Here is a 25,191-nt window from a genome sequence, read left to right as displayed (position 1 = left end):
TTCAAATAAAAATTAATGTTATGAAAATCAGAAAACTATTATTTGTCGCCTTTTTGGCAATCGCCTCAATTCTGTTTGTATCTTGTTCAGAAACAATCAGTCAGGTAGAAGAAACGCTGGCAACAGCCGATGAAGAAAAAAGTAGTGAAATAGCACTCGCTCCGGGCGACAGTTGCACTTTCTCAGGAGACTTAACAGATGCAGAAATTGCAGGACTAATGGAAATGCGCGAAGAAGAAAAACTGGCCCACGATGTTTATTCTTCCTTTTTTGAAACCTACGACTATGTAATTTTTGATAATATCTCAAAAAGTGAATCTGCCCACACCAGTGCCGTTTTATACCTGATGTCGGGTTACGGACTTGAAGATCCTGCAACAGATGAAGAAGGTGTTTTTTCAAATCCGATCTTTAGCGAATTGTTCGCATCACTAACCGAAGATGGTTCTGCGGGTCTTGTTGAAGCCTTAAAAGTGGGCGCATTTATTGAAGAGTTCGATATAAACGACTTACAAAACCATTTAGAGGAAACTCAAAATGAAGATGTTATCAGGGTTTACTCTAATTTGTTACGTGGCTCTAAAAACCATCTGAAAGCTTTTACTTTTGCATTATCGCGCCAGGGCGAAACATATACTCCTACTGTAATTTCGGAAGAAGAATACAAGGAAATTCTTGAAGAATCAAACACTTCAGAATGGACTCCGGGATATTACTATTACAATTCCAACGATTCTACAACCTGTGATGGAACCGGACCCGATTTTTAGTTCATTTAAAAACAGAAAACCAGAAAATCCCGGATTTACATCCGGGATTTTTTTATCCTATTTTTTATAACTTGTGAAAGATTTCCACAATCAACCTCACAAAACCTGTCCGTATAATACACATAACACTTTCAGTCAAAGAATGGAATAATCATTTTAGTATCAGGCATGTAACCCCAAAACACCATTGTTCAACTCTCTCTGGCATAGTCTTTTATTATTTCTGTTTACTGAGAAATTTTTATAAACTGAAAATTAAAGAGTATGGGAAATATTTTTACTCCCGAGTTTTGGGAAACATTTGCAAAAAGCTTAACCAGTTGGATTGTGTCGGAATTACCTTCACTTGTAATTCTGGTTATACTACTAATTATTTCGTTGCGTGTCGGATTTTTTATGGTTCGAAAATTAAAATCCGTTCTCGCCAAAAAAACCGTAAACAGAAAAGAAGAGCCCAACCTGGAAATAGAAAAACGCCTAAATACACTTATGGGAATCGTAAAAAAAGGTGTCGCCATAATCGTTTGGTCTATTTTTATCATGATTTTCCTCAAAAAAATAAATATTGACATTGCTCCCATATTAGCTGGTGCTGGAATTATTGGCCTGGCAGTTGGGTTTGGTGCACAGGAATTGGTTCGCGATTTTATTACCGGCTTCTTTATTTTGCTTGAAAACCAAATCAGAACCGGCGATGTGGCAATAATTAACGGAACCGGGGGATTGGTAGAAAAAATTGAACTCAGAACAATTACTTTACGCGACCTCTCGGGTGTGGTTCATATTTTTCAAAACGGAAAAATCAATACGGTTTCCAACATGACTAAAGATTGGTCGGCTATGGTTTTTGATATCGGTGTCGCTTATAAAGAAGACCTAAATAAAGTAATGAAGCTGATGAAGCAGGTTGCCGATGGAATGATGGAAGAAGACGCATATAAAAACAATATTCTTGAACCCATGGAAATTTTTGGGTTAGACAGTTTTGGCGACAGTGCTCTTGTTGTAAAAGGACGTATTAAAACCAAGCCCATTCAGCAGTGGACAATTGGCCGTGAATACCGGAAACGCTTAAAAGAAACATTTGATGAACACCGGATTGAAATACCATTCCCGCATCAAACCATATACTGGGGAGAAGAGATTGAACCGTTAAAACTCACTATGGAAAAAGCAGAAGATAAAGCAAAAGAAACAAAATAAACAGGCGTTATCGTCTGCTGAAAAGGCCGCAAGTTTAGTAGCTGTTGGGTGTCTAATCAACAAAGTAAAATTCATACAAAATGAAACGATTGGCACTACCCGACCTGCTTAAAGGATTTGCGGTCTTTTTAATTGTTCCGGTTCACATTCTCGAACTTTTTATTGACTATCCGGGGCGTGAAAGTTTATTTGGAAAAACGGTTTTGTTTTTGGGAGGGCCGGTTGCCGTTCCTGTTTTTATGATCGTAATGGGTTATTTTATTGCCCGCAATAAAAAACCTTTAGCCAAAAATTTACTAAGAGGAATAAAAGTTTTTGCACTTGGTATTTTGCTAAATATCGGGCTGAATTTTCACTTGCTTCTGAAAATAAAATTTGCGGGATGGCAAATCAATCCCAGGGAATATATTTGGGGAGTTGATATTTTATATCTCGCCGGACTGAGTATTATTTTTCTTTCGTTTTTAAAACCCGTTAAAAATAATCGCGGACTGATTTCACTTGTATTGGTCTTTCTGATTACCGGCATTACCGGCTTTTTGAATAAAGAATTTATGACAACAGAACGAAATTACATTTTGCCCTTTATTGCCGGAACTTTTTCCTGGTCCTACTTTCCACTGTTTCCATGGTTGGCATATCCCTTTCTTGGATTTGCTTTTTATCATTTTGAAGAAAAAATTGTACAATTTCTCAACAAACAAAAATGGATTTCTGCATTTATTTTAACCGGGGTTGCAGCTCTGATACTATTCTTTTCAGAATGGGGAATCAAAAATACTATTGATTTATCGGCCTATTACCACCACACATTTTTGTTTTCGCTTTGGACATTTGGAATTGTAATATTATGGAGTCTGTTTCTGAGGTTTATAATTCAAAAAAATTCTAAAAGCGGGTTAGTGGTATTTCTTCGATGGCTCGGAAAAAACATCACACTTTTTTATCTTATCCAATGGCTGATAATCGGAAACATTGCCACTGCCATTTATCAAACTCAACCAATTAATCGCTACGTCTTCTGGTTTGCCGGAATATTTTCAGTAACTGTTCTTTTGACCTGGCTATTTGAAAAAACAAATATAAAACCGGCACGCTAAAATTACTGAACGACCAGTTTTTGGGAAGGAGATTTTGTTCCTTCAGCTTCAATAAAATAAAAATAAACACCGCTTCCCATTTGTGATACATCCAAATCAAGATGATCTGAAAAATGATCTACCGTAAAATGATTAACCGGACGGCCTGAATTATCATACAATCGAAGGACACCTTCAGAAACATCCTTTGGTAAATTGTAGTTCACTTTTAAAGTGCCGGATGCAGGATTTGGAAAAGCATCAAGAAAAATTTTGGAGCTGTTTTCAAAGACAACGGAATTCATAACCGCAGTTCCGGGGAGTGAATAAATATTTGTCCATACCACTTCCGGGAAGCTGGAAAAATCATAACAATACGAAAAAAGTTTGTATGAATCTTCGCCGGTTTTATTGATATAATTGTATAATGCACCATCGATAAATACTATTTGTGATCCGTCATCATTAATAATTTTGCTATCATATTCGTAATAGGCAGAGCCGGAATAATATTTATAATAAGTGTAGAGCAGTTCAATTCCAGAATCATTATCAAACAATTTTTCTGAAAGAAATTTTACATCAGACAGGTAACAACCAGATGGCACTGAACAATCGATGGTTTTATACAATGAATGATCCAGGTTGTATATCCGACACTGAGAATTCGGCACATCCATTAAATAATATTTGTAACCAAGAGTCTCAAACTGAACAACAGTAGCTGAATAATTATAGGTATGATCCAGAATAACTTGTGCATTTAAAACAAAAGCCAGCAATACAAAAAAGGAGCTAACAAAAATTTTTTTCATCTTTTTCGGTTAGTTTTTTAATTGTTATTTTATCAATTTTAAACCTTCGGTAGCCGACTCATCGTTAGGGTTATACAACCGGACTTTGTTAAACAAAACTTTGGCCTGGTTGTAATTTCCCAAAAAATAGGAAGTCCAGCCAAGCATTAAAAGCCCGTCGTAGCCAAACGGATACAAATCGACTACTTTCTTAAAGAGCGGGAAAGCCTGGGAATAATCTTTACGACCGTAGTAAACCAATCCTAAACGGTACATGGCAACTGTGTTGTTCGGATTAATTTCCAGAATTTTATCATAAAGTTCAATTACTTCGTTCCATCGCCCAAGTGCAGCTTTTGGCAGAATTAAACCAAAACGGGCTTCCTCTGAATATGGCTTCAGTTCCCGGGCTTTGCTGTAAAAAATTATAGACTCATCAAATAAACCGGCATTGTAATTTAACCAGCCCAGCCGCAGGTTTATTTCATATGATGACTCATCGAATACTTTTTTTAACGGGTCCATTGCAGCTTTAAAATCTCCGTTTTTTTCTGATGCATAACTTTTTGCAAATGCATCTTCCAACAATTCCTGGTTAACCTGTGCCCAACCTAAAAAAGATAATAACACCAATAAACCCAAAATGATACTTTTTCTTAAAAATTCCATGATATTCCTGCAGTTATAGTATGTTTTACATAATTGTATTCCAGTGAGTTACTCTTAACTCCACTTGTATAAACCTGGTAATTCTCTGTTATATTTTGATTGATGTACCTAAAAACAAACTGGTATTTTTTCCCTGTCGGAAAATATAAACTCCCCATAATCTTCTGATCCGAGCTCCCGGGGAAATTGGAAATTACGTAACCGGCTGATTCTATAAAATTGCGCATATCTCCGTTTAAATATTTCCCGTATAAATGAACCGGTCCTAACTGAATGCCGCCTGAAACTTCGAAAGTATTATACCCAAGGCTTTCCGCTTTATCACCTCGAAAGTACACCCGGGGTGTGATATAAAAATTTGTGTTTGAAAAAGGATAATAGCAAATCCAAGCCGACATTTGAGTAAAACTTACATCAAAAATATTGGCAAAATTTATTTCTGCTCCAGGTGAAAAATTTCCAAAATGTGACCAGGAGGAAGTAGTATAAATAAAATCAGAATATTTTAAGCTAGACACATAAAAGGTATTCGGATCATAGTTCCCTAAGTACAATTCAGTGTTTCCCCAAACAATACTGACAGAAGGAGAAACATACCATTTTTTACCCAAAACAAAGTAGGGATTTATAAAATATTGAAATTGATTGACTTTTATGGGAAATTCATTTTGCGAACCCCAGTAAACCTGCTCCTCTTTGTTCAATCCCAAATACGTGAAATTATGATTAATACTAACACCAGGTGCCAACTGATGACTCAAATCGAACGACTCAAAATGATAGTTTTCAAGGAAATAAGCCTCTCCGTAATTATCGCCAACATCTAACTGTTCGTGATAGGCAATTCCCTTTATTTTGTCGAAATCCGGATTAAAACTATAGCCCCCTTCAAATGCAATCCGGGAAATTTTTGCCGGAGCATAATTTATTTTCTGCTGAAATGCCGGTGTAAAATTTTTGGCGTATTTTAGTGCCTCGGTCGTTCTGCCACCAAAAACCAAACTGTAATACAAATACTCTTGCAGCCATTCAAACGACTGGTCATTTTCATAGGCTTTTAAAAACCATTTTGTCGATTTTCGATACAACTTTAAATTATAGTAGGCAATTCCGCTGCGTGCCTGTAAATAAAAAAAATCAATCCCATGATTCCTTGCATCATTTGAATATTTAATGAGCTCAGCCCATTTTTTTTTCTGATACAATTCGTGCGACTTTTTATCAACTGCGGCATAGTTCCAGGTTTCCTGCGCAGAAACAGCCAGAAATAACAAACCAAAAACTATTATTAATCCAACTCGTTTTGACATATTAGTTTAATTTTTGCTTCCTTAAATTCAATATCAATTTCAATTTTCCCTTCCTGTTTTATTTTTATTTCAGCCAAAATTTTAGCGGTTTCGCGGCCAAATATCTTTTTGGTAATTACAGCAGCCATTTTAATATCTCCTGACGACAAAATATCTCCGGCTTCTTTTATTGTCAGTGCATAATCTACTTTTAAAAAGAGAAAAACAGGCGCAATAAAATCCTGTAGAAATTTCAGGGCTCCACTAAACATCATGTTCAAAGGAATACTGTCGTAAATTTTGCTGTTGGGCAGAAATCCCAATGGCACTTTAAAAAGCGAAATAAAAAACCAGTAAAGCGCGGTATTTTTAGAGCCGGTGAAATTGGTAAAATAATGCAAATTTTCATCATTGTATAAATAAGCCTTTGCAGCATTTTGGGGACACCGAATATAAGTCGTATTAAAAACGTCGGTTTCAACATGCAATTCGAAATTGCCAGCCAGTTTTTGCCATTTTTGCTTTTTTGAATCGACTTCTACATCAATTTTTAAGCGCTGTCCCGGAATAAAATGAAGCGTTTCCGAAAGAATTTCATTTTTTGACGGATTCACAACCATCTGCTTGTTTTTTGGGAAATCAAAGTTTTTTTGTGTTAAAGCATTTTCCTCTTTCAGCAAGTAATGGCCAAACGGATAATCGAGTGTTACAGAGCCAATGTAAGGAGTTGTTTGAAACTGGAAATGTAAATGCGGATAGGGTGAACGCCCTGAATTTCCGCACCTCCCGATAATCTGACCCTTCTTAACCTGGTCGCCGGGTTTTACTTCCACCGAATGAAATTTAAGGTGACTCAGTTTAGCATACAGATAGTCGTTGTGTTTTATAATCACCGTATTCCCCCAGTTGGTTTTTGTATTAATGTCGCCAATTGTATTATCTTCAACATTATTAACTGCCTCAACAACTGTCCCATCGAAAGGAGCAAGCACTGTTTTCCCAAAACAAAAATAGTCTTCATGAAAATCGCCGGAGCCTTTAAATTGGGCCCCGTTTTTGTCAGTAATCACAAAATCCCAGGCATGACGCCAGGCCCCTTTATGTGTATGTTCACCATTGTGCCCCTGATTGATAGTCCACTCACCGTAAAATGGCAACGAAGCCGAAACCGGGTAAGCAGCCGGGAAACGTTTCAGGTTACCGGAATACAAATACAGATTTTTCTCTGGTTTTCCCAACTGCACAGGGGTTTCAACCAGTTTTTTGGGTCGCACTTCACGGAGTTTTAATGCATATAAAAACATCAAAACAATCACGTTGAATGGCAACGAATAAGGTGAAATTTTAAATGTGAGAAAAATTTGTTGTGTACTGGTTGTAATCAAAACCACAGCCGGGAGCAACAAAATAATCCAACCATAACTCACTTTTCCCGGAACCAGATAATAGCCGCCAAGAGCAATAGCTGTTAAAATATAGTTAAAACCAATAAATGTATATCCCAGCGAATTAAATTCGATTCCAACAAGGTGATAAAAAAGATATGCAACCGAATATCCCAGAACTGACAAAACAAAAGTTATCCTCGAATATATAAGTAAACCAATGGCGATAATAATGCCGGCCAGTAAATGCGTTTGGAAGAAAATCGCGCCCAGCGAATGGAAATAAATACGAATAAACGAGGAACGAATATGATTTTCCAGAAATTCATAAATATTTACAAAAGTCTGTCCACCAAGTGCATAAAGTTCATTATAGGTATAAATTCCCCGCTCACTGATATTTAAAGCTGAAAGGTCTCCGGCTGAAAGGGCAACAACCCAAATAGCCAACAGAAAAGGAAGGCTTAAATAGGGTAATCCGTACTTTCCTAAAACACCTTGAAAAACAACGGTTAAAAAGAATGTAAGCACCGCTGCAACTGTAATCAAAATATACAACGGCACTGAGGGTTGATAAAATAAACCAACTCCCAAACCCACCAGCAGTGCATTAAATCCATACAAACCTGAATTGAGAAAATATTTGTTATAGCCCAAAAAACGAGCCAGTGCATTCGCAATAAAAACCGAAATCAGTCCACCAATTCCTGCACCGTAATCAAAAAAACTGATTACAATTAAAAAAAAGGCAAGTAATTTCGATTTTGAAAAAAATACCTGCGAATAGCTATTTAAAACCGAATCAACAATATCTCTCCCGTTCAAGGTGTTATTTTTCATCCCAACCACTATTTTTTAGGATTTACTTCGAAGCTGGTTATGGTTTCCAGTTTTTCTTTATTCCGAATAATATGCGTTTTACCCTCCATATCAATTAAAATTACATTTGGACGGAAGGTGATAAACTGCATCCACTGTGTCATATTATAAGCTCCAACCCGTTCAATGACAAGCTGATCCCCAACTTTTACCAATGGAAAATTTATGGCGTCACGAATAATATCGATATTCATACAAAGCGGACCATATATGGTGGTCTCTTCCAAAAAATCAGAAGTTTCTTTGGAAGGGAAAACACCCAGATTGTACCAGAATGTTGTAAAAAGAATGTTTACCCCGGCATCGATAACCATTGAACGGCGGCCGGTTGAAGAACGTTTGTTGGCCAAAACTGTGGTGAGCAGATAACCGGCATCATCAATCAGCGCCCGGCCGGTTTCGAGGAAAAGAACGGGCAGATTTTCGTGCGGAATCTCTGATGAAATCAAGGCATTTGAAATAGCTTCGGCATATTCGTCAAACGTGGGACAAGTTTCTGAACCCGGCATGTAAGCGCCTTTTAGTGTATTTTTTGAAGCAAAACCACCACCCAAATCAATGTATTTTATCCAATGATCAAATTTTCGGTGTGTAGCTACATACAAATTTGCCAGTTTCGATGCAGCAACAGCATAAGCAGAAGCAGACATAATATATGTACCGATGTGTGTGTGTAACCCGATTAACTCGAGATTTTCAGCCAACATTATCCGGTTAATAGCGTTCCAGGCTTCTCCGTTTTCATAATTAAATCCAAAACGATCCCACATCGGATAAATACCTGTGTCCATATTTACACGGATGGCAACTCGTGCTTTTTTATTTAGTTTTCCCGAAGTTTCAATCAGTAAATACAATTCATCAAAATGGTCGATATGAATACAGGCATTGTGATTGATAGCCAGTGTCAAATCTTCTTCCGACTTTTCGGGACCGTTAAACAAAATTTGCGAGCCATTAACTCCCAAAGAGAGCGCCTTTTCAAATTCAAAACCTGAAACCACTTCTGCCCAGGAACCTTCATCGTGAAAAATACTACACACGGCATCGAGATAATTGGTTTTGTACGACCATGCAAACTGAACTTTGGGATAGCGGGTTTCAAATGCCTGTTTCGCTTCGGCATAGGTTTCCCGAATGGTTTTTTCTGAAATTACAAACACGGGGGAACCATATTGTTCCATCAGCGTGGAGACAGGGATTCCATCAATTTCAGAAACTGTTTTAATTTTAGAAGGTAATCCAAACTTGTTGGGCATCCCCGCTGTAATTCTACTAATTATTGGCTTTTCGTATTTTAACTTTTCCATTTTCTGTTTTCTTAAATTTCCTTGTTCATTGAAATTGCTGCAAATTTTTCGAGATCAACTATCATGTCGTAAGAGTAGCGGACAAACATTTTCCCTATTTTATAAGAAGTCATGGGTTGAACTTCCTGCCCAAGTGCCAGTTTTATTAGTGCTTCCGGAATATTTTGACCGGCACCGACCGCGAGATAAACCCATGCCGGAATCCTTGGATTGATTTCAATCAGATAATACTCTCCTTTGCTGGTTTTAATCATTTCCAGTTCCATGCCGCCTTTCCAATTTGTTTTTTGAATAATGGAGCGCGTGAGTTCCATCATTTTTTCATCGGCCAGAGTGATACCGCCCCAGGCTTTTCCTTTGTCGGTAATGTATTGTTTTCGCATGGGCACTGCCGCAATTGTATTCCCTTTTCCATCGCCCAATGCAACTACATTTACTTCAATCCCTTTTACAAATTCCTGCGCAATTACAGGAAGTCCCCATTTTGAAGAAATTTTGTAAAAAGCCTGTTTTACCTGTTCCTCATTATTGGTTTCGTAAGCATCGTAAAATTGCCCCTTTATCATCACCGGGTAATCAAATTTATCTTCCATATCTGAAATCTGATTTGTACTTCCCAGGTTGATGCTTCCCGGAACTTTCACATCATATTTTTTCCCAAATTCGGGCAGTTTGTCTTTTTCTCTTTCCTGAAACTGTTTCAGGTTGGGTAAAAAAGTATGAATCCCTTTTTCGAGCAACCGTTGTTCGTTTTTCATAAAAGAAAAAAGTTCGGCGTCGAAATTGGGAATCAGAACATCAATTTTTTCCTGCAGATGAATTTTTTCAATGCGCTCAATCAATTCATTTGAACCTGAAGAAGGATATGGAATCTGAAAAATTCGATCGCACAAACCTTCCATATAAATTCCGGGTTCGAGGTTTTCGTAAACCAACCCAATTACCCGGACATCCAAATCTTCGGATTCTTTAACGGCCCGAATCACAGGAACTCCCGGCCCCGGGTTGTCGGTGTTGTTCAAACCGGTAACCGCCAATGTAATTTTTTTCTTTGCCATTTTCCTTCTTAATTAAAATCGAGCGGATTGCCTTGTTCCAGAATTTGGTGATGTTTCAGCAACGCACAGAATTCATAAAAATCCCTTTCAAAAGTAAGTTCATCAACATCGTATCTTTCAAGCATTTCCATTTTTATGATATCGAGATCCTTTCCCTCACGGATAGTATTAATCAGTTCCAGCCCAAAAGGATTCAGATTAAATGAATCGCCGGTCTTCGAGTTAAAAACAAACCCGTTATTACTAATTTTGACTTCTACAGCTATTTTCATTTCTATTAAATTTTGAACTTTTGACACCAACCATTTTTAAAACTTGCACTTTCCGAAAACTTTTTAACCGCGCTAAAAATTACATCTACAGAAGTTGATTACATTTGGCATTAATATTGTTTAACATTTTTCATAATTAACCATTTTTAAATTTTTTAGTCATGAAAACAATAGCAAGTTTATTTTTAGTTTTAGCCCTTATTTTTACTACATCATGTGAAGGACCTGTTGGCCCTCCCGGCACTCCCGGAGAAGACGGTATGGATGCAGAAATAGGAACCGTTTTTGAAACCGATCCGATTAATTTTACCGCCGGAAATGAATATTCAGTTCTTTTCCAATTTCCAAATAACTTTACTGTTTATGACGGCGATGCTGTGCTGGTATATATTCTTTGGGATGTTATTGACGGCAAAGATGTATGGAGATTACTTCCTCAAACAGTTGTCATCGAAAACGACGGTGTTGTTCAGTACAACTTTGATTACACACTGGACGATGTACAAATCTTTCTGGAATGGACAACATCAGAATTGCTCCCGGCAGAAACAGATAATCAAATATTCAGAATTGCAGTTCTTCCTGCAGCATTCATGCAAGACAAGTCATTTGATATAGGTAATTTTGATTCAGTAATGAAATCAATGAATAAAAACCTGAAATCGATTGAAAAAATTGATTCTTCAATACAAATGAATTGATTAACAGATTAAACAATAATTCTGAGAGGTTGTCCAAAAAGTTATTTCATAATGGGATTAACTTACAATTCGTAAGTAACGCTTTGTTTCTTACCCCTAAATCCCCTGTAGGGGACTTTAAGCCTCCCACTTTAGGGGAGGTTTGGAGGGGTAAAACGAAAGCCGGTTATAAAATGAAAGTTTTATTTCAATTTATTTTACTTTTTGGACAGCCTCTTTTTATTAACCTTTTTGTTTTATCTCCAAAAGTCGCTTTTCATCTAAAATCGTAATTTTATTTCTTTCCGTTTTAATTATGCCTGCTTGCTGAAACTCTTTTAATAACCTTGAAACGCTTTCACGCGATGTTCCAATCAACGAAGCAAGTTCGGTTTGATTGATATTTAAGTTAAACTCTTTTTGATTATAAACTTCGTTTCGAAAATAATAGAGTGTGTTCGCCAGTCGGCCGGGAAGCTGTTGTTGTACATTATTCACCAGACGGTCGAAATAATTCATTTCATCCTCAAAAATATACGAGATAACTTCAGTCGCAAAGGAACCATTACTTTCGAGCAACCTGCCAAAAACATCAAGCTCGATAAAACAAACCTGGACATCGGTTATAGCAATGGCCGAAAAATAACAATTACCCTGTTTGCGGTTTAAATGCTGAACACCCAGGTAAGCTCCGCTTTTTGAAATGTTTAAAATGAAGTCCTTTTTACCGAGACCTCGCTTTACAAGTTTTACAAAACCACTCCGTATGTAACAAATGGTATGAGCCGGTGTATTTTCTTTAAAAAGCAATTCTCCTTTTTTGAACTCGTGCTGAGAACATCCGTCTTCCAAAACAGATAACTCATTTTGATTTAAAATAGAAACGGCCGTCGATTTTATTGTACAACCCAAACATTTTTTTATTCTCCGCTCCATTTACTCCTTTTTTAAAATGTAACAAATATCACAATAAATAAGAACAAATATCACAACATATTATGGACAAATGGCCAAAATTAAGTTTATTTTTACAATGGAAATCATTATGAAAGCAGCATTTGTATTGAGTTTGAAAATCTTGTTAAAGAATAAACAATGCAAATTCATAAAAATTTATAAAATGAAAAAAGAACTGTTCTTAATTGGATATAACTTAGGCATATGGGGAATTCTGGGATTCCTGGCCACTTTACTTTTTGGTTTTTTGACATGTTGTGCAAATTTACCATCAAAATATTTCTACGGTTCTCTTATCGCTTTTGCAATAACGGGAATTGTGATTACCACGATTTGCGTAACACGAGGCTGTAAGAAAATGAAAAAAAAATAGTTTCCTCGATATTAACTCCTTAAACATTTACGTAATTAAGATTTTAAGGTTAAAGAAAGCCGCATGATAACTTCCTGCGGCTTTCTTGTTTTTATCTTTTTCCGGCATTTATTTTAATTCTCTTATCCGAACCTCAATCTCTTTCTCCGTTTTTAGCAGCTCAACAAGTTCCCCGGTATCCGTTTCGCCAAAATGATACGGATACAAAATCTTTGGCATAAACATCCTGGCGGCATCGGCAGCCATATCCGGAGTCATTGTATAAGGCAGGTTCATTGGCAGAAATGCTACATCTATGTTTTTTAAATCTGCCATTTCAGGGATATTTTCGGTATCACCTGCCACATAAACGTTTGTATCACCAAAATGCAAAACATATCCGTTACCCTCTCCTTTGGGATGAAAAGGATTTCCTTCGCTTCGCTCATGTTTAATATTATATGCGGGAACAGCATCAACGTCGATGTCAAAGTAATTTACCGAATCGCCATTTTTTAATACCAAGCCATCCGGGTATGCCTCTTTGCACGACTCGGTCATTACAACAAAGGTGGCTTCCTTTTTTAACAGCTTAATCACGTTTACATCTAAATGGTCGCCGTGCGAATGGGTTACCAAAATCATATCAGCTTTTGGTAAAGCAGAGTAATCGGCAAACATGCCAACCGGATCGATGTGAATAACTTTCTCGTTAAATTCCATCATTAATGTTCCGTGGCCAATAAATGTTATCACTAAATCGCCATCCGAAGTTTTAATCGTGTCTTTTTCAAACGTGGCTGCATTTACCGAAATTCCAACCACTAAAAGACAGATACATCCAATTATCATTTTTTTCATTTTTTCAGAATTAAGTTTCATTAAAGTTATAAATTTCATGACTTGATTTGCAAGCATTTTACACCTTTACTTTTCTCTGGTTAAAAAAAAACATATATTGCATTTCTTAAACTACTAAAAATGAAAACATTAATTTTATTTTTACCATTCATTTTCTTAGGAAATACATTTCAAACTATGCCGGAAGAAAAACTTTCAACAAAAGTTTATGACTGGAATGCCCTGGAAACAGAAAAGACAAATTCCGGAGAACGAAGACAGATTTTAGAAGGAAAAACAAATGCGCTGGATTACCTTGAAATTCACGTAACAACTTTAGATCCGGGAAATGCACCTCATGCAAGCCATGTGCATACCGACATGGAAGAATTGATAATTGTAAAAGAGGGGAAGATTGAACAAAAAATTGAGGGAGTGAAAAAAATTTTGGGGCCCGGTAGTGTAATCCTCGCTTTACCGGGCGATGAGCACGGGATTCGGAATGCCGGAGACACTCAGGCATCCTATTATATCATCCGCTGGAAAACCGACTTGCAGGTTGCTAAAAACCAGACAAAACAAAATGGAGGATCTGCCTTTTATAACTGGGATGAAATTACGTTTCAAACAACCGGCAAAGGAGGAAAACGACAGATCATGGACCGTGAAACTTCACTGCTTTCGAATCTGGAAATGCACGTTACTACATTAAATGAAGGGGTTACCAGTCATGCTGAACATGTTCATTCCAATGAAGAAATTATTCTGATAATAAAAGGTGAAGCTGAAGAATCCATAGCCGGAACTCCCCACCGAATGGGGCCAGGTTCACTGGTGTTACTTACAGATGAAGTTCCGCACGGAATACGAAATGCAGGAAAAGGACAATGCGAATATTTTGCTTTTAAATGGGTAAAATAACCATGTATCTTTTTATGTGAAGTTTTTCTTTGAAAGTAATTTTCGAAAGATAAAAATTCCCAAAACATTGAATTATTAAGTAACTTGCCGCCCTAAAACCAAAAAAACTTAATAGCAATGAAAAAATATTTGTTTATTACTTTGTTTATTTCCCTGATTTTAAATCTAAACGCAAAAGATTACACGGTTTCTTCTCCCTCCGGAGAACTGAAGGTTACTGTATCTGTAGATGAGGACATTACTTACGCTGTTTCACTTAATGGAAAGGAAATTATAACGCCTTCAGCAATTTCGATGAAACTGGATGACGGTTTGGTTCTGGGTGAAAACGCAAGAGTCAGAAAAACAAAAACAACAGAAGTAAACCAGGAAATTATTCCGGTAGTAAACAGAAAACACGCTCAATTTAAAGATCACTACAACTTAATAACACTTTCATTCAAAAATTACTCGCTTGAATTTAAAGTATACAACGATGGTGTTGCCTACCGCTGGGGAGTTGAAAAGAAAGAACCGTTTAAAGTTGTGAGTGAGCAGGCTACTTTTGCATTTCCTGCAAACCACGAAATTTGGTTCCCCGAAGAAGAAAGTATGTTTACACACCAGGAACGCGTTTATGAAAGAGTTAAACTTTCGGATGTAACACCCGAACGTTTCTGTTCTACGGGAATGCTGGTTGACTGTGGGAACAATACTAAAGTTTATATTTCGGAATCGGATTTAATGGATTATCCCGGAATGTTTTTAAAAGGTAGTGCCGAAAATACAAATGCCTTGGTGGGAAAATATCCTGGCGTAGTTTTGGAAACCAAACAAAACGGCGACCGTAACGTGGCTCCTACAAAATATGCCGATTATATTGCCGAATGCAAGGGTACAAGAACATTTCCGTGGAGAGCGATGATTATTACCAATGATGCCGGATTGGTAGAATCGGAAATGATTTACAAACTGGCTCCTGAAAATGTACTCGAAAATACAAATTGGATAAAACCGGGAAAAGTAGCATGGGACTGGTGGAATGCAAACAACATTTACGGTATTGATTTTGAATCGGGAGTAAATAACAATACATACAAGTATTACATCGATTTCGCATCGAAATACGGACTGGAATACATTATTCTGGATGAAGGCTGGTATCACCTCGAAGACATTATGGATGTGGTTGACGACATCGACATTCAGGAGCTGGTTGATTACGGAAAACAAAAAAATGTTGGCGTAATTCTTTGGGTAGTATGGAAAGCTCTCGACGATAAACTTATCGAAGCGCTTGACCAATTTCAGGAATGGGGTGTAAAAGGGATTAAAATCGACTTTATGCAGCGCGACGACCAGTGGATGGTTAATTTCTATGAAAAAATTGCACGTGAATGTGCCAAACGCGAGTTGCTTGTTGACTACCACGGAGCGTATAAACCTTCAGGTCTCGACAGAAAATACCCCAATGTAATTTCGTATGAAGGTGTAAAAGGCCTGGAAAATGCAAAATGGTCAAATCTGCCTGACCCGGAACACAATGTTACTTTACCTTTTACAAGAATGGTAGCCGGGCCAATGGATTTTACACCGGGCGCGATGTTAAATGCCAATAAAACCAATTTTAACGCAGTTTTCACCGAGCCGATGAGTCCGGGAACACGTTGTCACCAGTTGGGTATGTATGTGGTTTTTGAAAGTCCGCTGCAAATGCTTGCCGACAACCCTTCCAATTACTACCGCGAACCGGAATGTATGGAATTTCTGGAAGCTGTTCCGGCTGTTTGGGACGATACCAAAGTTTTGGAAGCAAAAGTAAGCGACTACATAGCAGTGGCCCGTAAATCGGGCGATAAATGGTTTGTTGGTGCAATGACTGACTGGGACCCACGTACACTAAATCTGGATTTGAGTTTCCTTGGAGATGGAAATTATACAATGGAAATTTGGAAAGACGGTGTAAATGCCGATAAACATGCTGCCGATTTTTCACAGGAAAAAATAACAGTAAGCAGTTCATCAAAAGTAAAAGTAGAAATGGCACCCGGCGGTGGTTGGGTAGCAGTTATTACAAAAAAGTAAAATGTGAGATTTTAGTACCAGGATAAAAATATAATGTAAAAAAGGTTGAGTTTTCCGAACTCAACCTTTTTTATTCTGTACACCATATTATTAATCTCACTTTTATTCATCTGTCCATCCAAAGCTTAAACTCCCCTGCTTTGTCGCGGCTAACAATTAGTCCTTCCGAAGAAAAATTATGAAGTTTCAATTTTAAACGGCTTGTTGAATAACTTAATATTTCAGAGATAGAATTGATATTGACCAAAAAATTACGGTTTATCCGAAAAAACAATTCCGGGGCCACTAACTTTTGTATCTGGTCAAGTGAATAATCCAAATCGTAATTCTTACCGGTTTTTGTCTTTAGAAATGTTGAACGTTCTTCAACAAAAAAACAGGAAATATTTTCAATCGGCACTGATTGAAAGTGAGTTCCTATTTTCACCAGAAACCTCGATTTATAAGTCTTTGCCATTTGCTCAAACACTTTCGAAATATTTATTTCTGTCTGTTTTGCAGTATAAATATTCCTGTATTTACGCAGCGAATTTTCAAGGGCAGCTTTCTCAACCGGTTTTAAAAGATAATCCACGCTGTTTACTTTAAACGCCCGAATGGCATATTCGTCAAATGCAGTAGTAAAAATAACCGGGGCTTCAATTTTTACGGTGTCAAAAATTTCGAAGGAGATGCCGTCATCAAGTTGAATGTCCATAAAAACAAGATCGGGCGAAACATTTACAGAAAACCAGTTTACCGCTTCCTCAACCGACTCAAGCACTTTTAAAACTTCAATGCCGGAATCGACCTGTTTTAAAAGCCGCTGTAGTTTTTCAGCAGCCAAACGTTCATCTTCTACAATTACTACTTTCATATGGATTCAATCTTTACAGGAATTTTTACAACAAACTCACTTTCAGTTTCACGAATTTCCACCTCCTGGTTTAGTATTAATTTACACCGTTCGTTTAAATTTTTCAGCCCTATTTTAGAGGATTCTTCCCATCTTGTTTTCTTTTGTAAATTATTTCGAACAACCAACTTGTCCAATCCATCAGTGTGAATGGTAATTTCCAACGGATTGCTGCGCGTTGCAGAATTGTGTTTTAAGGCATTTTCAACCAGAAGTTGTAAAGAGACCGGTAGCACTTTGGCTCCTGTCATTTCACTGATTTCAATTTTCAAATCGATCTTTTCTTCGTCTCTTATTTTCCGCAGGTAAAAATAGTCTCTTACAAAATCAATTTCTTCAGAAAGCGGCACCAGCTCTTTTTCTTTATCACGAAGAACATAACGATAAATATGTGACAGCTTTTGAATAAATTCTTCTGAAAGATCAGGATTTTCGCGAACCAACGATGAAAGTGTGTTCAAACTGTTAAAAAGAAAATGCGGGTTCACCTGGTTTTTTAAAGTTTCGTACTGAAAAACCAGCTTTTCCCGTGTGAGCTTTTGCTCGCGTTGCAAAGCTTCTGCCCATTGGACGTAAAAAAAGAAAAGCGCACCCAACGAAAAACCAATAAGTGCGGCCGTTAAAAAACCTTTCATCTCTATTTCTCTCAACCCGATAAAATAGTAACTAAAGTCAGCGCCGTTTAACACAAAATTTGCGGTGTAAACGGTCATAAAAATTACAAACGCAATAGCCAAAACGGTAAGGTAAAACTTTAACAAACGCGAAACCATTTTACGTTTGTAGTTAACTGATTCTCTTTTTATATCTCTAAAAAAACGATTTCCCAACCACAGAAATATTTCAAGCTGAATATAGGTCAAAACCAACATGTTCCATAAACCAGAGTCGAACAACTTTCCGCGAAGAACCAAACTAAAAAAAAGCGAGATACCCAAAGCTCCGCCAAAAACTTTTAACCGGGTAAAAAATATTTTCTTTGAAACTTTCACATGTTCGTTTTTTGGTGTTTTAACTCAATGTTACCGGAAATAAAATTCAGCAGAAAAACCGGTATTTGAAAATAAATCTTGCTGAATCGTAAATTTTAGACGCTTATTCGTAAAATGAGAGGACTTTTCGCTTGCTAAAATCAAAACAGGCAATTAGTTTTATAACACAAAATTAGTTTAGAATGAAAACTTTACACCTCATTTTTTTAATTTTTCTTTTTAGCGGAAAAGGATTTAGTCAGCCTCCCATCCCTGAGACTGAATGGAAACATTATTCTTCTGAAAACGGAGACCTGGAGGTTCCCAACGGCAGCGAACAACAAACAAGTTGCGCTGTTTTTGACATCGACAAAGACGGAATAAATGATTTTATTGTCACTGAGCGAGTGCAGGCGCCGGCAGTAGTTTGGTACAAAAAAAACGGAGAAAAATGGGACAGATACATTTTAGACACCGGGCTTTTGCGAATTGAAGCTGGTTCAGCAGTTTGGGATATTGATAACGATGGTGATCTGGATCCCGTTTTTGGTGGCGAATCCCGCTCCAGCGAAGTATGGTGGTGGGAAAATCCATATCCCAATTACAGTCCGGAAATACCCTGGAAACGCCATACCGTAAAAAAATCGGGCGCAACCAAACACCACGACCAGCTTTTTGGGGATTTTGACGGAGATGGTTTAATGGAGCTGGCATTCTGGAACCAGAATGCAAATACACTATTCCTGGCTGAAATTCCGAAAAACCCGCGAGAAAACGAAGAGTGGGAAATGATTCCGATTTATTCCTACGCAAACGACAGCGAAATGCAACCTCCGGGTGAAATGCCAGACTGGAAACGTGTAAATGAACACGAAGGGCTGGCCAAAGCCGACATTGACGGAGATGGTATTCCCGATATTATCGGCGGAGGCCGGTGGTTTAAAAAAACAGGAGACAAAAAATTTCAGGAAAATATTGTAGATGCCTCTTACTCTTTCTCTCGTTCTGCAGCAGCACAACTTATTGAAGGTGGACGACCGGAAATTGTACTTGTGGTTGGCGATGGAATTGCTCCCATGTTTTTGTATGAATGGCAAAACGGAACATGGAAACGAAAAACTTTAATTACTGAAATTGACAACGGTCATTCGATAGAAATTATTGATTTTAACGGCGATGGGCACCTTGATATTTTTAATGCAGAAATGCGGTTTAGCGAACAGCACAATCCTGACGCAAAACTTCGGATTCTACTTGGCGACGGAAAGGGAAATTTTACCGACTATATAATTAACGAAGGTTTTAGCCACCACGAAGCTAAAATTGCCGACCTTGACGGCGACGGAGACTATGATATTCTTTCAAAACCCTACGCTTTCCGGGCCCCGGGAATCGATATCTGGCTGCAAAATGGCACAAACAAAAAATAACAAAAAATGGCTTACAGCGAATATCTGACCGATCGTGTCCGCAATTCATTAAAAGGAAACAAAATAGGATTTGAAGAGAAAAAAATGTTTGGTACCCTTAGTTTTTTTGTGGATGAAAAATTGTGTGTTGGAGTGTCCGGAGAAGAGTTATTGGTTCGTATTCCTCCGGAGGATCAAGATAAATATTTGCAAAATGAAGATTGCCGTTTGCTCGATGATTCCGGCAAGTCGATGAAAGGGTTCCTGTTAATTAACGCCGAAGCAGTAGATATGGATGAGGATTTGGATAAATGGGTAAAACGTTGTCTGGAGTTTAACCCAAAAGCAAAATCGAGCAAAAAGAAAAGAAGTATGTAGATTGTTGGTTTTTAACAAATTACTTATCTTTATAACTGCCAAAATCTTTTAAACCAAATAAAATGAAACGCCTTCTTCACCTTCTGTTTTTGTTTTCAATGTTTATTTCCTGCAATGAAAAAAATGATCAGTTAATCAATACAGAACCAGAACCAGAACCAGAGCCAGAGTTGGAGGCTGAAGTTGTTGATTCTTCTTATGTAGGATTCAATATGTATTTTTTGAAAGACGAAAGTTTAACAGGGGCCGATGTTTCCAATTCAAACCTGAACGAACTGAAGTTACTGAAACCGCCATTTGTAACACAAGAAAATATTGAGAAATACGACACTTCTTCACACGTAATTTATCTAAAAGAATCCGTGGCCTTACCTGAATCAGACGCACATTTTCTGGGTAAACCTTTTGTTGTTACAACCGATTCAACAAGACATTATATTGGAGTTTTATGGCCAATGATTTCTTCATCAAGTTATTGCGGGCCAATTATTGATGTGGGGCCAAGATTTTATCCACACGATATTATAAAAATCTCAACAGGTAGAATTCCGATGGAACATGATTTTCGCATGAACGATACGATTATTCAGACTTTAAGAAATTATGAGATTTTCCATGCCGGTATTGATTGTTCTATCGATTCTGTAAAAATTATCGAAAACGATTCAATAAACAATCGTTGCAAGCTGCGGTATACTTTCACCATTAAAAACAACGACGAATTAAATCTTTATGTTTTTGATCCTCTGATTATGGGAGAAGCACATTTCCATTACTACCATAATGGAGTGTTTTTAAGAACTAAAGAAAAAATTTATCAGAGCACAAGCGGTTCACAGGCTCCTGCGGAAAATGACAACCCACTGGATTGGATGATAAGATTAAACAGTGGTGAAACTATAACCCGAACTGTTCAAAAATCGGGATACCCTTTTATTCCCAAAGGGACTTACGAATGTGGATTCCGCTTTTCGGGAATATTCTCCCTTAAAAAGCCGGACAGGGAAAAGCCGGATGGCAGAGTTTGGATGGGAGACAGACTGGCAAAAAGTTCAGCAATAATTAACTGATTCTTTAAATAAAAAAAGCTGCCCAAATCAAATCGAACAGCTTTTCAAGTCATATTTTTACATCTTTCTATTTCCCTTTTGCAATATCAATTCCGATGCGCTGACCTTTGTATTTAGCATTTTTAAATGATTTCAAAACTTCTCTTTCGAAACGTTTATCAACTTCAAAAAACGAAAAACTTTTCAGTACCTCTATATTTCCAATCTCAACGCTCTTATTAGGCAAATTCTGGTTCACTAAATCGATAATGGTCCGTTTACTGATACCGTTCTTTTTCCCCAAATTAAAAAAGAATCGGGAAAACTCATAACCACCTCTTCTCCTGTCATTCCTGTCGCTTCGATCATTTCGGTCACCTCTTTTTTTACGGTCGCGTTTTCTGCTCCGCCGCCCTTCCGGGTAATCATCGTTTTGTTTGGATTCATCCACATTAATATCGGGTGCATTTTTATAATAATCGAGAAACCGATTAAATTCAACCGAAACAAAACGTTTGATCAGTTCTTCACGATCGAGCCAGGCCAGTTTTTTGTAGATTACCGGCATAAATTCGCCAATCTGTGATTCGTTTACTTCAATCCTCTCCACCTTGTCGATAAGACTAAAAAGCTGTTTTTCACAAATTTCCTTTCCGGAGGGAACCTCTTTTTTAACAAACTTTTTATTTACAATTTTTTCAACCTGGCGTAATTTACCTTTTTCACGCAGGTGAATCAAAGTAACAGAAATACCTTTTTTCCCTGCACGTCCTGTTCTGCCACTACGATGAATATAAACTTCCGGATCATCCGGCAAATTATAATTTATAACGTGTGTCAGGTCGTTCACATCCAACCCACGCGCTGCCACATCGGTAGCCACCAACATTTGTAGATGTTTTCCCCGGAAACGAGCCATTACATGATCGCGCTGTGCCTGCGATAAATCACCATGCAGTGCGTCGGCATTGTATCCATCCTGCATCAATTTATCGGCAACTTCTTTGGTTTCCATTCGGGTACGACAAAATATGATTCCGTAAATATTCGGATTGACGTCGGCAACACGCTTTAACGCCAGATATCTGTCTTTTGCATGAACCACATAATAATTGTGTTCCACATTTTCAGCACCGGTATTTTTCTTCCCAACTGAGATTTCAAATGGATTGCTCATGTATTTGTTGGCAATACCTACAATTTCTTTAGGCATTGTGGCCGAAAACAGCAAAGTTTGTTTTCCTTCCGGCGAATTTTCCAAAATTGCATCCAAATCGTCTTTAAAACCCATGGAAAGCATCTCGTCAGCCTCATCTAACACAAGCCACTGAATATCGTTTACTTTCAGCTTTTTACGTTTGATTAAATCGAGTGTTCTTCCGGGTGTTCCGACAATAATCTGTGCGCCACGTTCCAAATCTTTAATTTGTTTTTTTATATCGGCGCCACCATAAAGAACGGCTACATTAATTTTGGGAAGATGTTTTGAAAATGTATTGATGTCATTGGCAATTTGAAGTGCCAATTCCCGGGTCGGGCTTAATATCAAAGCCTGAGAATCTTTTTTTGTTGTATCAATCTGCTGAATAATTGGCAAACCAAAAGCGGCAGTTTTCCCTGTTCCGGTTTGCGCCAGGGCAACCATATCCTGCTTTTCTTCCAGTAAAAATGGAATTGTCTTTTCCTGAACTGGTGTGGGCTGCTCAAAACCAAGTTCTTCAATTGCCAACTGAATTTCGGAGCTTAGCCCCATTTCATTAAATAATGTCATTCAAATACTTCTATAAAATAATGCGCGCAAAGGTATTCTTTTAAAATGAAATACAGGCATTTATAGCTTTTTCTTTTCGATTGTAAACAAATCGTATCTACTGGAAACTAAAAACAACAATCCTAATCTTCCAGGTAAACAATCAAATTTACTTCGGAACGAATATTTTATTTTTTATTGCATATATCACAAGCCCCGTGCGGTTTCGCAAATTTAATTTTTCAAACAAAGCATCTCTGTATCCTTCTATTGTTTTCGGGCTTAAATACATTTCTCCGGCAATCTCCTTATATGTTTTTTCACTGCAGGCGTGCCGAATAAATTCAATTTCTCGTTCTTTCAGGGAAAAGGCACTGTCCCCTCTGTTTTCCAGTGAATGAATTAAAACCTGTGAAACGGTATTCGTATAGTAATAGCCATGTTTCAAAACCTCAAGCAATGCATTTTTAAGTTCAGTTTTTTTTACATCTTTTAATAAATATCCTTTCGCACCTGCACGTAGCATTTTTATAATGGTTGTTTCATCTTCTTCCACGGAAAGCGCCAGTACTTTTACTTCAGGAAAGTATTCTTTTAAATGAGCAGTAGTTTCAATTCCGTTTAGAATTGGCATATTCACATCCATCAAAACAACATCAGGAATGTTTTTTGGATCTTTGAATTTTGTGAGCAATTCCTGTCCGTTTTTACAAACATAAAGTACAGAAAAATGATCAAAATTGTCGACCAGATCACCTATCGCCTGTGACAGAAGGGTATGATCATCTACTACAACTACAGTATAATTCATATTTGTTCAATTTTATAAGTTAGAGAAAGTTGGGTTCCACAATCTTTTGCGGATAAAATTTCCAAATCTGCATTAATCATTTTTGCCCTGCTTTTAATATTGTTTAAACCAATTCCTTTACCGGGACCAAAATGGGTGGAATCAAATCCGATACCATTATCGACAGCATTAATTGTTAGTGCTTTGTCGTTATAGTTTATTTCCACATTAAGTTCTGAAGCTTTTGAATGCTTGATTGTATTTGTAAAAAACTCTTGTAATATCCTGAAAATGATAATTTCAACTTTATTATCTATAGAAAAAATAGTCCCGGAACATTGGATTTGGATTGTAGCTACCAGATATTTTAAACGATTATATCGCTCTATTTCAAGTTGAATTGCTTCCACTAATGAAAGACTTCTCAATGTGTCGGGATTAATAAGTTTAGACAAACTTCTTAATTCTTTTAAACTTGTTCCGATTGTATTAATGGCCTCGGCAATAGCTTGTGAATCGTCGTTTGCATTTTGTAACTGAATTTTTGCCAGAGTAAGCAGTTGCCCGATATTATCGTGAAGTTCCCAGCTGATATTACGTAAAGTCTCTTCCCTGATTTCTATCTGTGTATCGGTCAGTTCTTTTTCAAAGGCTTCCTTTACCTTCTCCTGCTCTTTTAAAAGTCTGTTCTTACGGGTTACAAAGACAGAAAATAGCGTAATAATTATTATTACAAGAACAACTAAAATAATTACAGAGACTAGCGTGGCAATTTCTTTTTCATCCATAAAAATCCAATAATAAAACAGGCATTTAAAATCAATATTAGTATTCGATGCACTATTCTTAAAGCTAAGTATACATTATCCTGATATTCAAAAAATACACGTGTTAGTTTTATCGGGATATAACCAACATAAAAAAGTAATAATCCAACACTTATCCAAAACAAAATATCCTGCCTGATTAACAAGACTTTGGACGTGGATAAAATTTCGATGTAATACAAAATAATACAAAACAAAAGAGCGCATGCCCCAACTACATAAGCCAGTAACTGAGATTCTGTTATAAAATTCTGAAAAAATGGATTAACGACACTGGCCAATACAAAGATACCTACACAAGCGACAATCCAGTTTCTATACTTTTCCTTTGTTATTGAAAACCAAAAAGCATTGTAAAAAAACAGAAAATATATAACATTGTATATATTGTAAATCAATACGTTATTGTTATTTGAATAAATATTGAGGCTTCCAATTATTTCATTAATCGCGGTGTAAATTAAAATGATAGATATGTATTTTAATGGCGTATTTTTATACGCCTGGTATTTAACCACTGCAATAACAGCAACAGCTACCTGAATAACTAAAACTAAATAACCTAAAACAATATCTAAAAATTCAACTTTCATAAATTGG

Annotated in this window: 25 protein-coding genes; 10 read left to right on the top strand and 15 right to left on the bottom strand. The window is 37.1% G+C overall.

The window, feature by feature from the left end:
• Nucleotides 1–20: 20 nt before the first annotated feature.
• The 3 genes from GM418_RS12195 (at nucleotide 21) to GM418_RS12185 (ending at nucleotide 3,073) form a co-directional block, all read left to right on the top strand.
• Complete coding sequence (locus GM418_RS12195; RefSeq protein ID WP_158866499.1) at nucleotides 21–770, top strand: DUF2202 domain-containing protein; 750 nt, start codon at nucleotides 21–23, stop codon at nucleotides 768–770.
• 264 nt (nucleotides 771–1,034) lie between these two features.
• A complete protein-coding gene (locus GM418_RS12190; RefSeq protein ID WP_158866496.1) occupies nucleotides 1,035–1,973 on the top strand; it encodes a mechanosensitive ion channel family protein in 939 nt (312 codons plus the stop codon).
• An 80-nt stretch (nucleotides 1,974–2,053) separates the two neighbouring features.
• Nucleotides 2,054–3,073, top strand: coding sequence for an acyltransferase family protein (locus GM418_RS12185; RefSeq protein WP_158866493.1), 1,020 nt, complete (start codon nucleotides 2,054–2,056; stop codon nucleotides 3,071–3,073).
• A 2-nt stretch (nucleotides 3,074–3,075) separates the two neighbouring features.
• Here GM418_RS12185 and GM418_RS12180 read toward each other — a convergent pair whose 3' ends face one another.
• The 7 genes from GM418_RS12180 to GM418_RS12150 are packed head-to-tail and all read right to left on the bottom strand — an operon-like array spanning nucleotide 3,076 to nucleotide 10,708.
• Nucleotides 3,076–3,867 carry a T9SS type A sorting domain-containing protein gene (locus GM418_RS12180; protein WP_158866490.1) on the bottom strand — a complete coding sequence of 264 codons (792 nt, stop codon included), beginning with the start codon at nucleotides 3,865–3,867 and terminating at the stop codon, nucleotides 3,076–3,078.
• Between the two features lie 24 nt (nucleotides 3,868–3,891).
• Nucleotides 3,892–4,515, bottom strand: coding sequence for a tetratricopeptide repeat protein (locus GM418_RS12175; RefSeq protein WP_158866487.1), 624 nt, complete (start codon nucleotides 4,513–4,515; stop codon nucleotides 3,892–3,894).
• Entirely contained in the window at nucleotides 4,503–5,825 is a 1,323-nt protein-coding gene (locus tag GM418_RS12170; protein WP_158866484.1) for a hypothetical protein, read from the bottom strand. The genes GM418_RS12175 and GM418_RS12170 overlap by 13 nt, the downstream gene beginning before the upstream one ends.
• Nucleotides 5,804–8,029, bottom strand: a complete 2,226-nt coding sequence (locus GM418_RS31845) for an urea transporter (protein ID WP_158866481.1) — start codon at nucleotides 8,027–8,029, stop codon at nucleotides 5,804–5,806. The genes GM418_RS12170 and GM418_RS31845 overlap by 22 nt, the downstream gene beginning before the upstream one ends.
• A gap of 8 nt (nucleotides 8,030–8,037) precedes the next feature.
• Nucleotides 8,038–9,378, bottom strand: a complete 1,341-nt coding sequence (locus GM418_RS12160; protein WP_158866478.1) for an alanine racemase — start codon at nucleotides 9,376–9,378, stop codon at nucleotides 8,038–8,040.
• A gap of 11 nt (nucleotides 9,379–9,389) precedes the next feature.
• Entirely contained in the window at nucleotides 9,390–10,436 is a 1,047-nt protein-coding gene (locus GM418_RS12155; RefSeq protein ID WP_158866475.1) for an ATP-grasp domain-containing protein, read from the bottom strand.
• Nucleotides 10,437–10,444: 8 nt separating this feature from the next.
• Complete coding sequence (locus tag GM418_RS12150) at nucleotides 10,445–10,708, bottom strand: PqqD family protein (RefSeq protein ID WP_158866473.1); 264 nt, start codon at nucleotides 10,706–10,708, stop codon at nucleotides 10,445–10,447.
• A gap of 161 nt (nucleotides 10,709–10,869) precedes the next feature.
• Here GM418_RS12150 and GM418_RS12145 point away from each other — a divergent pair, with 161 nt between their 5' ends.
• Nucleotides 10,870–11,409: a collagen-like protein gene (locus GM418_RS12145; protein WP_158866470.1), complete on the top strand. Its 540-nt coding sequence runs from the start codon at nucleotides 10,870–10,872 to the stop codon at nucleotides 11,407–11,409.
• 222 nt (nucleotides 11,410–11,631) lie between these two features.
• On the opposite strand, the gene GM418_RS12140 is transcribed toward GM418_RS12145, so the two are convergent.
• Nucleotides 11,632–12,324 carry a Crp/Fnr family transcriptional regulator gene (locus tag GM418_RS12140; RefSeq protein WP_158866467.1) on the bottom strand — a complete coding sequence of 231 codons (693 nt, stop codon included), beginning with the start codon at nucleotides 12,322–12,324 and terminating at the stop codon, nucleotides 11,632–11,634.
• Between the two features lie 184 nt (nucleotides 12,325–12,508).
• On the opposite strand from GM418_RS12140, the gene GM418_RS12135 reads away from it, so the two are divergent.
• Nucleotides 12,509–12,718: a hypothetical protein gene (locus GM418_RS12135; protein ID WP_158866464.1), complete on the top strand. Its 210-nt coding sequence runs from the start codon at nucleotides 12,509–12,511 to the stop codon at nucleotides 12,716–12,718.
• 108 nt (nucleotides 12,719–12,826) lie between these two features.
• On the opposite strand, the gene GM418_RS12130 is transcribed toward GM418_RS12135, so the two are convergent.
• On the bottom strand, nucleotides 12,827–13,558 hold the full coding sequence (locus GM418_RS12130) for an MBL fold metallo-hydrolase (protein WP_158866461.1): 732 nt from the start codon (nucleotides 13,556–13,558) through the stop codon (nucleotides 12,827–12,829).
• Between the two features lie 120 nt (nucleotides 13,559–13,678).
• Here GM418_RS12130 and GM418_RS12125 point away from each other — a divergent pair, with 120 nt between their 5' ends.
• A complete protein-coding gene (locus tag GM418_RS12125; protein WP_158866458.1) occupies nucleotides 13,679–14,458 on the top strand; it encodes a cupin domain-containing protein in 780 nt (259 codons plus the stop codon).
• Nucleotides 14,459–14,575: 117 nt separating this feature from the next.
• Nucleotides 14,576–16,522, top strand: a complete 1,947-nt coding sequence (locus GM418_RS12120; RefSeq protein WP_158866455.1) for a glycoside hydrolase family 97 protein — start codon at nucleotides 14,576–14,578, stop codon at nucleotides 16,520–16,522.
• A gap of 106 nt (nucleotides 16,523–16,628) precedes the next feature.
• On the opposite strand, the gene GM418_RS12115 is transcribed toward GM418_RS12120, so the two are convergent.
• Nucleotides 16,629–17,378, bottom strand: a complete 750-nt coding sequence (locus GM418_RS12115) for a LytR/AlgR family response regulator transcription factor (RefSeq protein ID WP_158866452.1) — start codon at nucleotides 17,376–17,378, stop codon at nucleotides 16,629–16,631.
• Complete coding sequence (locus GM418_RS12110) at nucleotides 17,375–18,409, bottom strand: sensor histidine kinase (protein WP_158866450.1); 1,035 nt, start codon at nucleotides 18,407–18,409, stop codon at nucleotides 17,375–17,377. The genes GM418_RS12115 and GM418_RS12110 overlap by 4 nt, the downstream gene beginning before the upstream one ends.
• Before the next feature lie 182 nt (nucleotides 18,410–18,591).
• Here GM418_RS12110 and GM418_RS12105 point away from each other — a divergent pair, with 182 nt between their 5' ends.
• From GM418_RS12105 to GM418_RS12095, 3 genes are all read left to right on the top strand, one after another.
• Nucleotides 18,592–19,818, top strand: a complete 1,227-nt coding sequence (locus GM418_RS12105) for an FG-GAP repeat domain-containing protein (protein WP_158866447.1) — start codon at nucleotides 18,592–18,594, stop codon at nucleotides 19,816–19,818.
• Nucleotides 19,819–19,824: 6 nt separating this feature from the next.
• On the top strand, nucleotides 19,825–20,175 hold the full coding sequence (locus GM418_RS12100) for a TfoX/Sxy family protein (protein ID WP_158866444.1): 351 nt from the start codon (nucleotides 19,825–19,827) through the stop codon (nucleotides 20,173–20,175).
• 62 nt (nucleotides 20,176–20,237) lie between these two features.
• A complete protein-coding gene (locus GM418_RS12095) occupies nucleotides 20,238–21,245 on the top strand; it encodes a hypothetical protein (RefSeq protein WP_158866441.1) in 1,008 nt (335 codons plus the stop codon).
• 67 nt (nucleotides 21,246–21,312) lie between these two features.
• Here GM418_RS12095 and GM418_RS12090 read toward each other — a convergent pair whose 3' ends face one another.
• The 4 genes from GM418_RS12090 to GM418_RS12075 all read right to left on the bottom strand — a co-directional run bounded on the left by GM418_RS12090 (nucleotide 21,313) and on the right by GM418_RS12075 (nucleotide 25,184).
• Complete coding sequence (locus GM418_RS12090) at nucleotides 21,313–22,995, bottom strand: DEAD/DEAH box helicase (RefSeq protein ID WP_158866438.1); 1,683 nt, start codon at nucleotides 22,993–22,995, stop codon at nucleotides 21,313–21,315.
• 148 nt (nucleotides 22,996–23,143) lie between these two features.
• Nucleotides 23,144–23,785, bottom strand: coding sequence for a response regulator transcription factor (locus tag GM418_RS12085; RefSeq protein WP_158866435.1), 642 nt, complete (start codon nucleotides 23,783–23,785; stop codon nucleotides 23,144–23,146).
• Nucleotides 23,782–24,552: a sensor histidine kinase gene (locus GM418_RS12080; RefSeq protein ID WP_158866432.1), complete on the bottom strand. Its 771-nt coding sequence runs from the start codon at nucleotides 24,550–24,552 to the stop codon at nucleotides 23,782–23,784. The genes GM418_RS12085 and GM418_RS12080 overlap by 4 nt, the downstream gene beginning before the upstream one ends.
• Entirely contained in the window at nucleotides 24,525–25,184 is a 660-nt protein-coding gene (locus GM418_RS12075) for a hypothetical protein (RefSeq protein ID WP_158866429.1), read from the bottom strand. The genes GM418_RS12080 and GM418_RS12075 overlap by 28 nt, the downstream gene beginning before the upstream one ends.
• Between the last annotated feature and the right edge of the window lie 7 nt (nucleotides 25,185–25,191).

The sequence above is a fragment of the Maribellus comscasis genome (genome assembly GCF_009762775.1).
GTDB classification, from domain to species: Bacteria; Bacteroidota; Bacteroidia; order Bacteroidales; family Prolixibacteraceae; genus Draconibacterium; species Draconibacterium comscasis.
The sequence above is the reverse complement of the archived record's forward strand: the minus strand, read 5'-3'. Positions and strand labels throughout refer to the sequence as shown.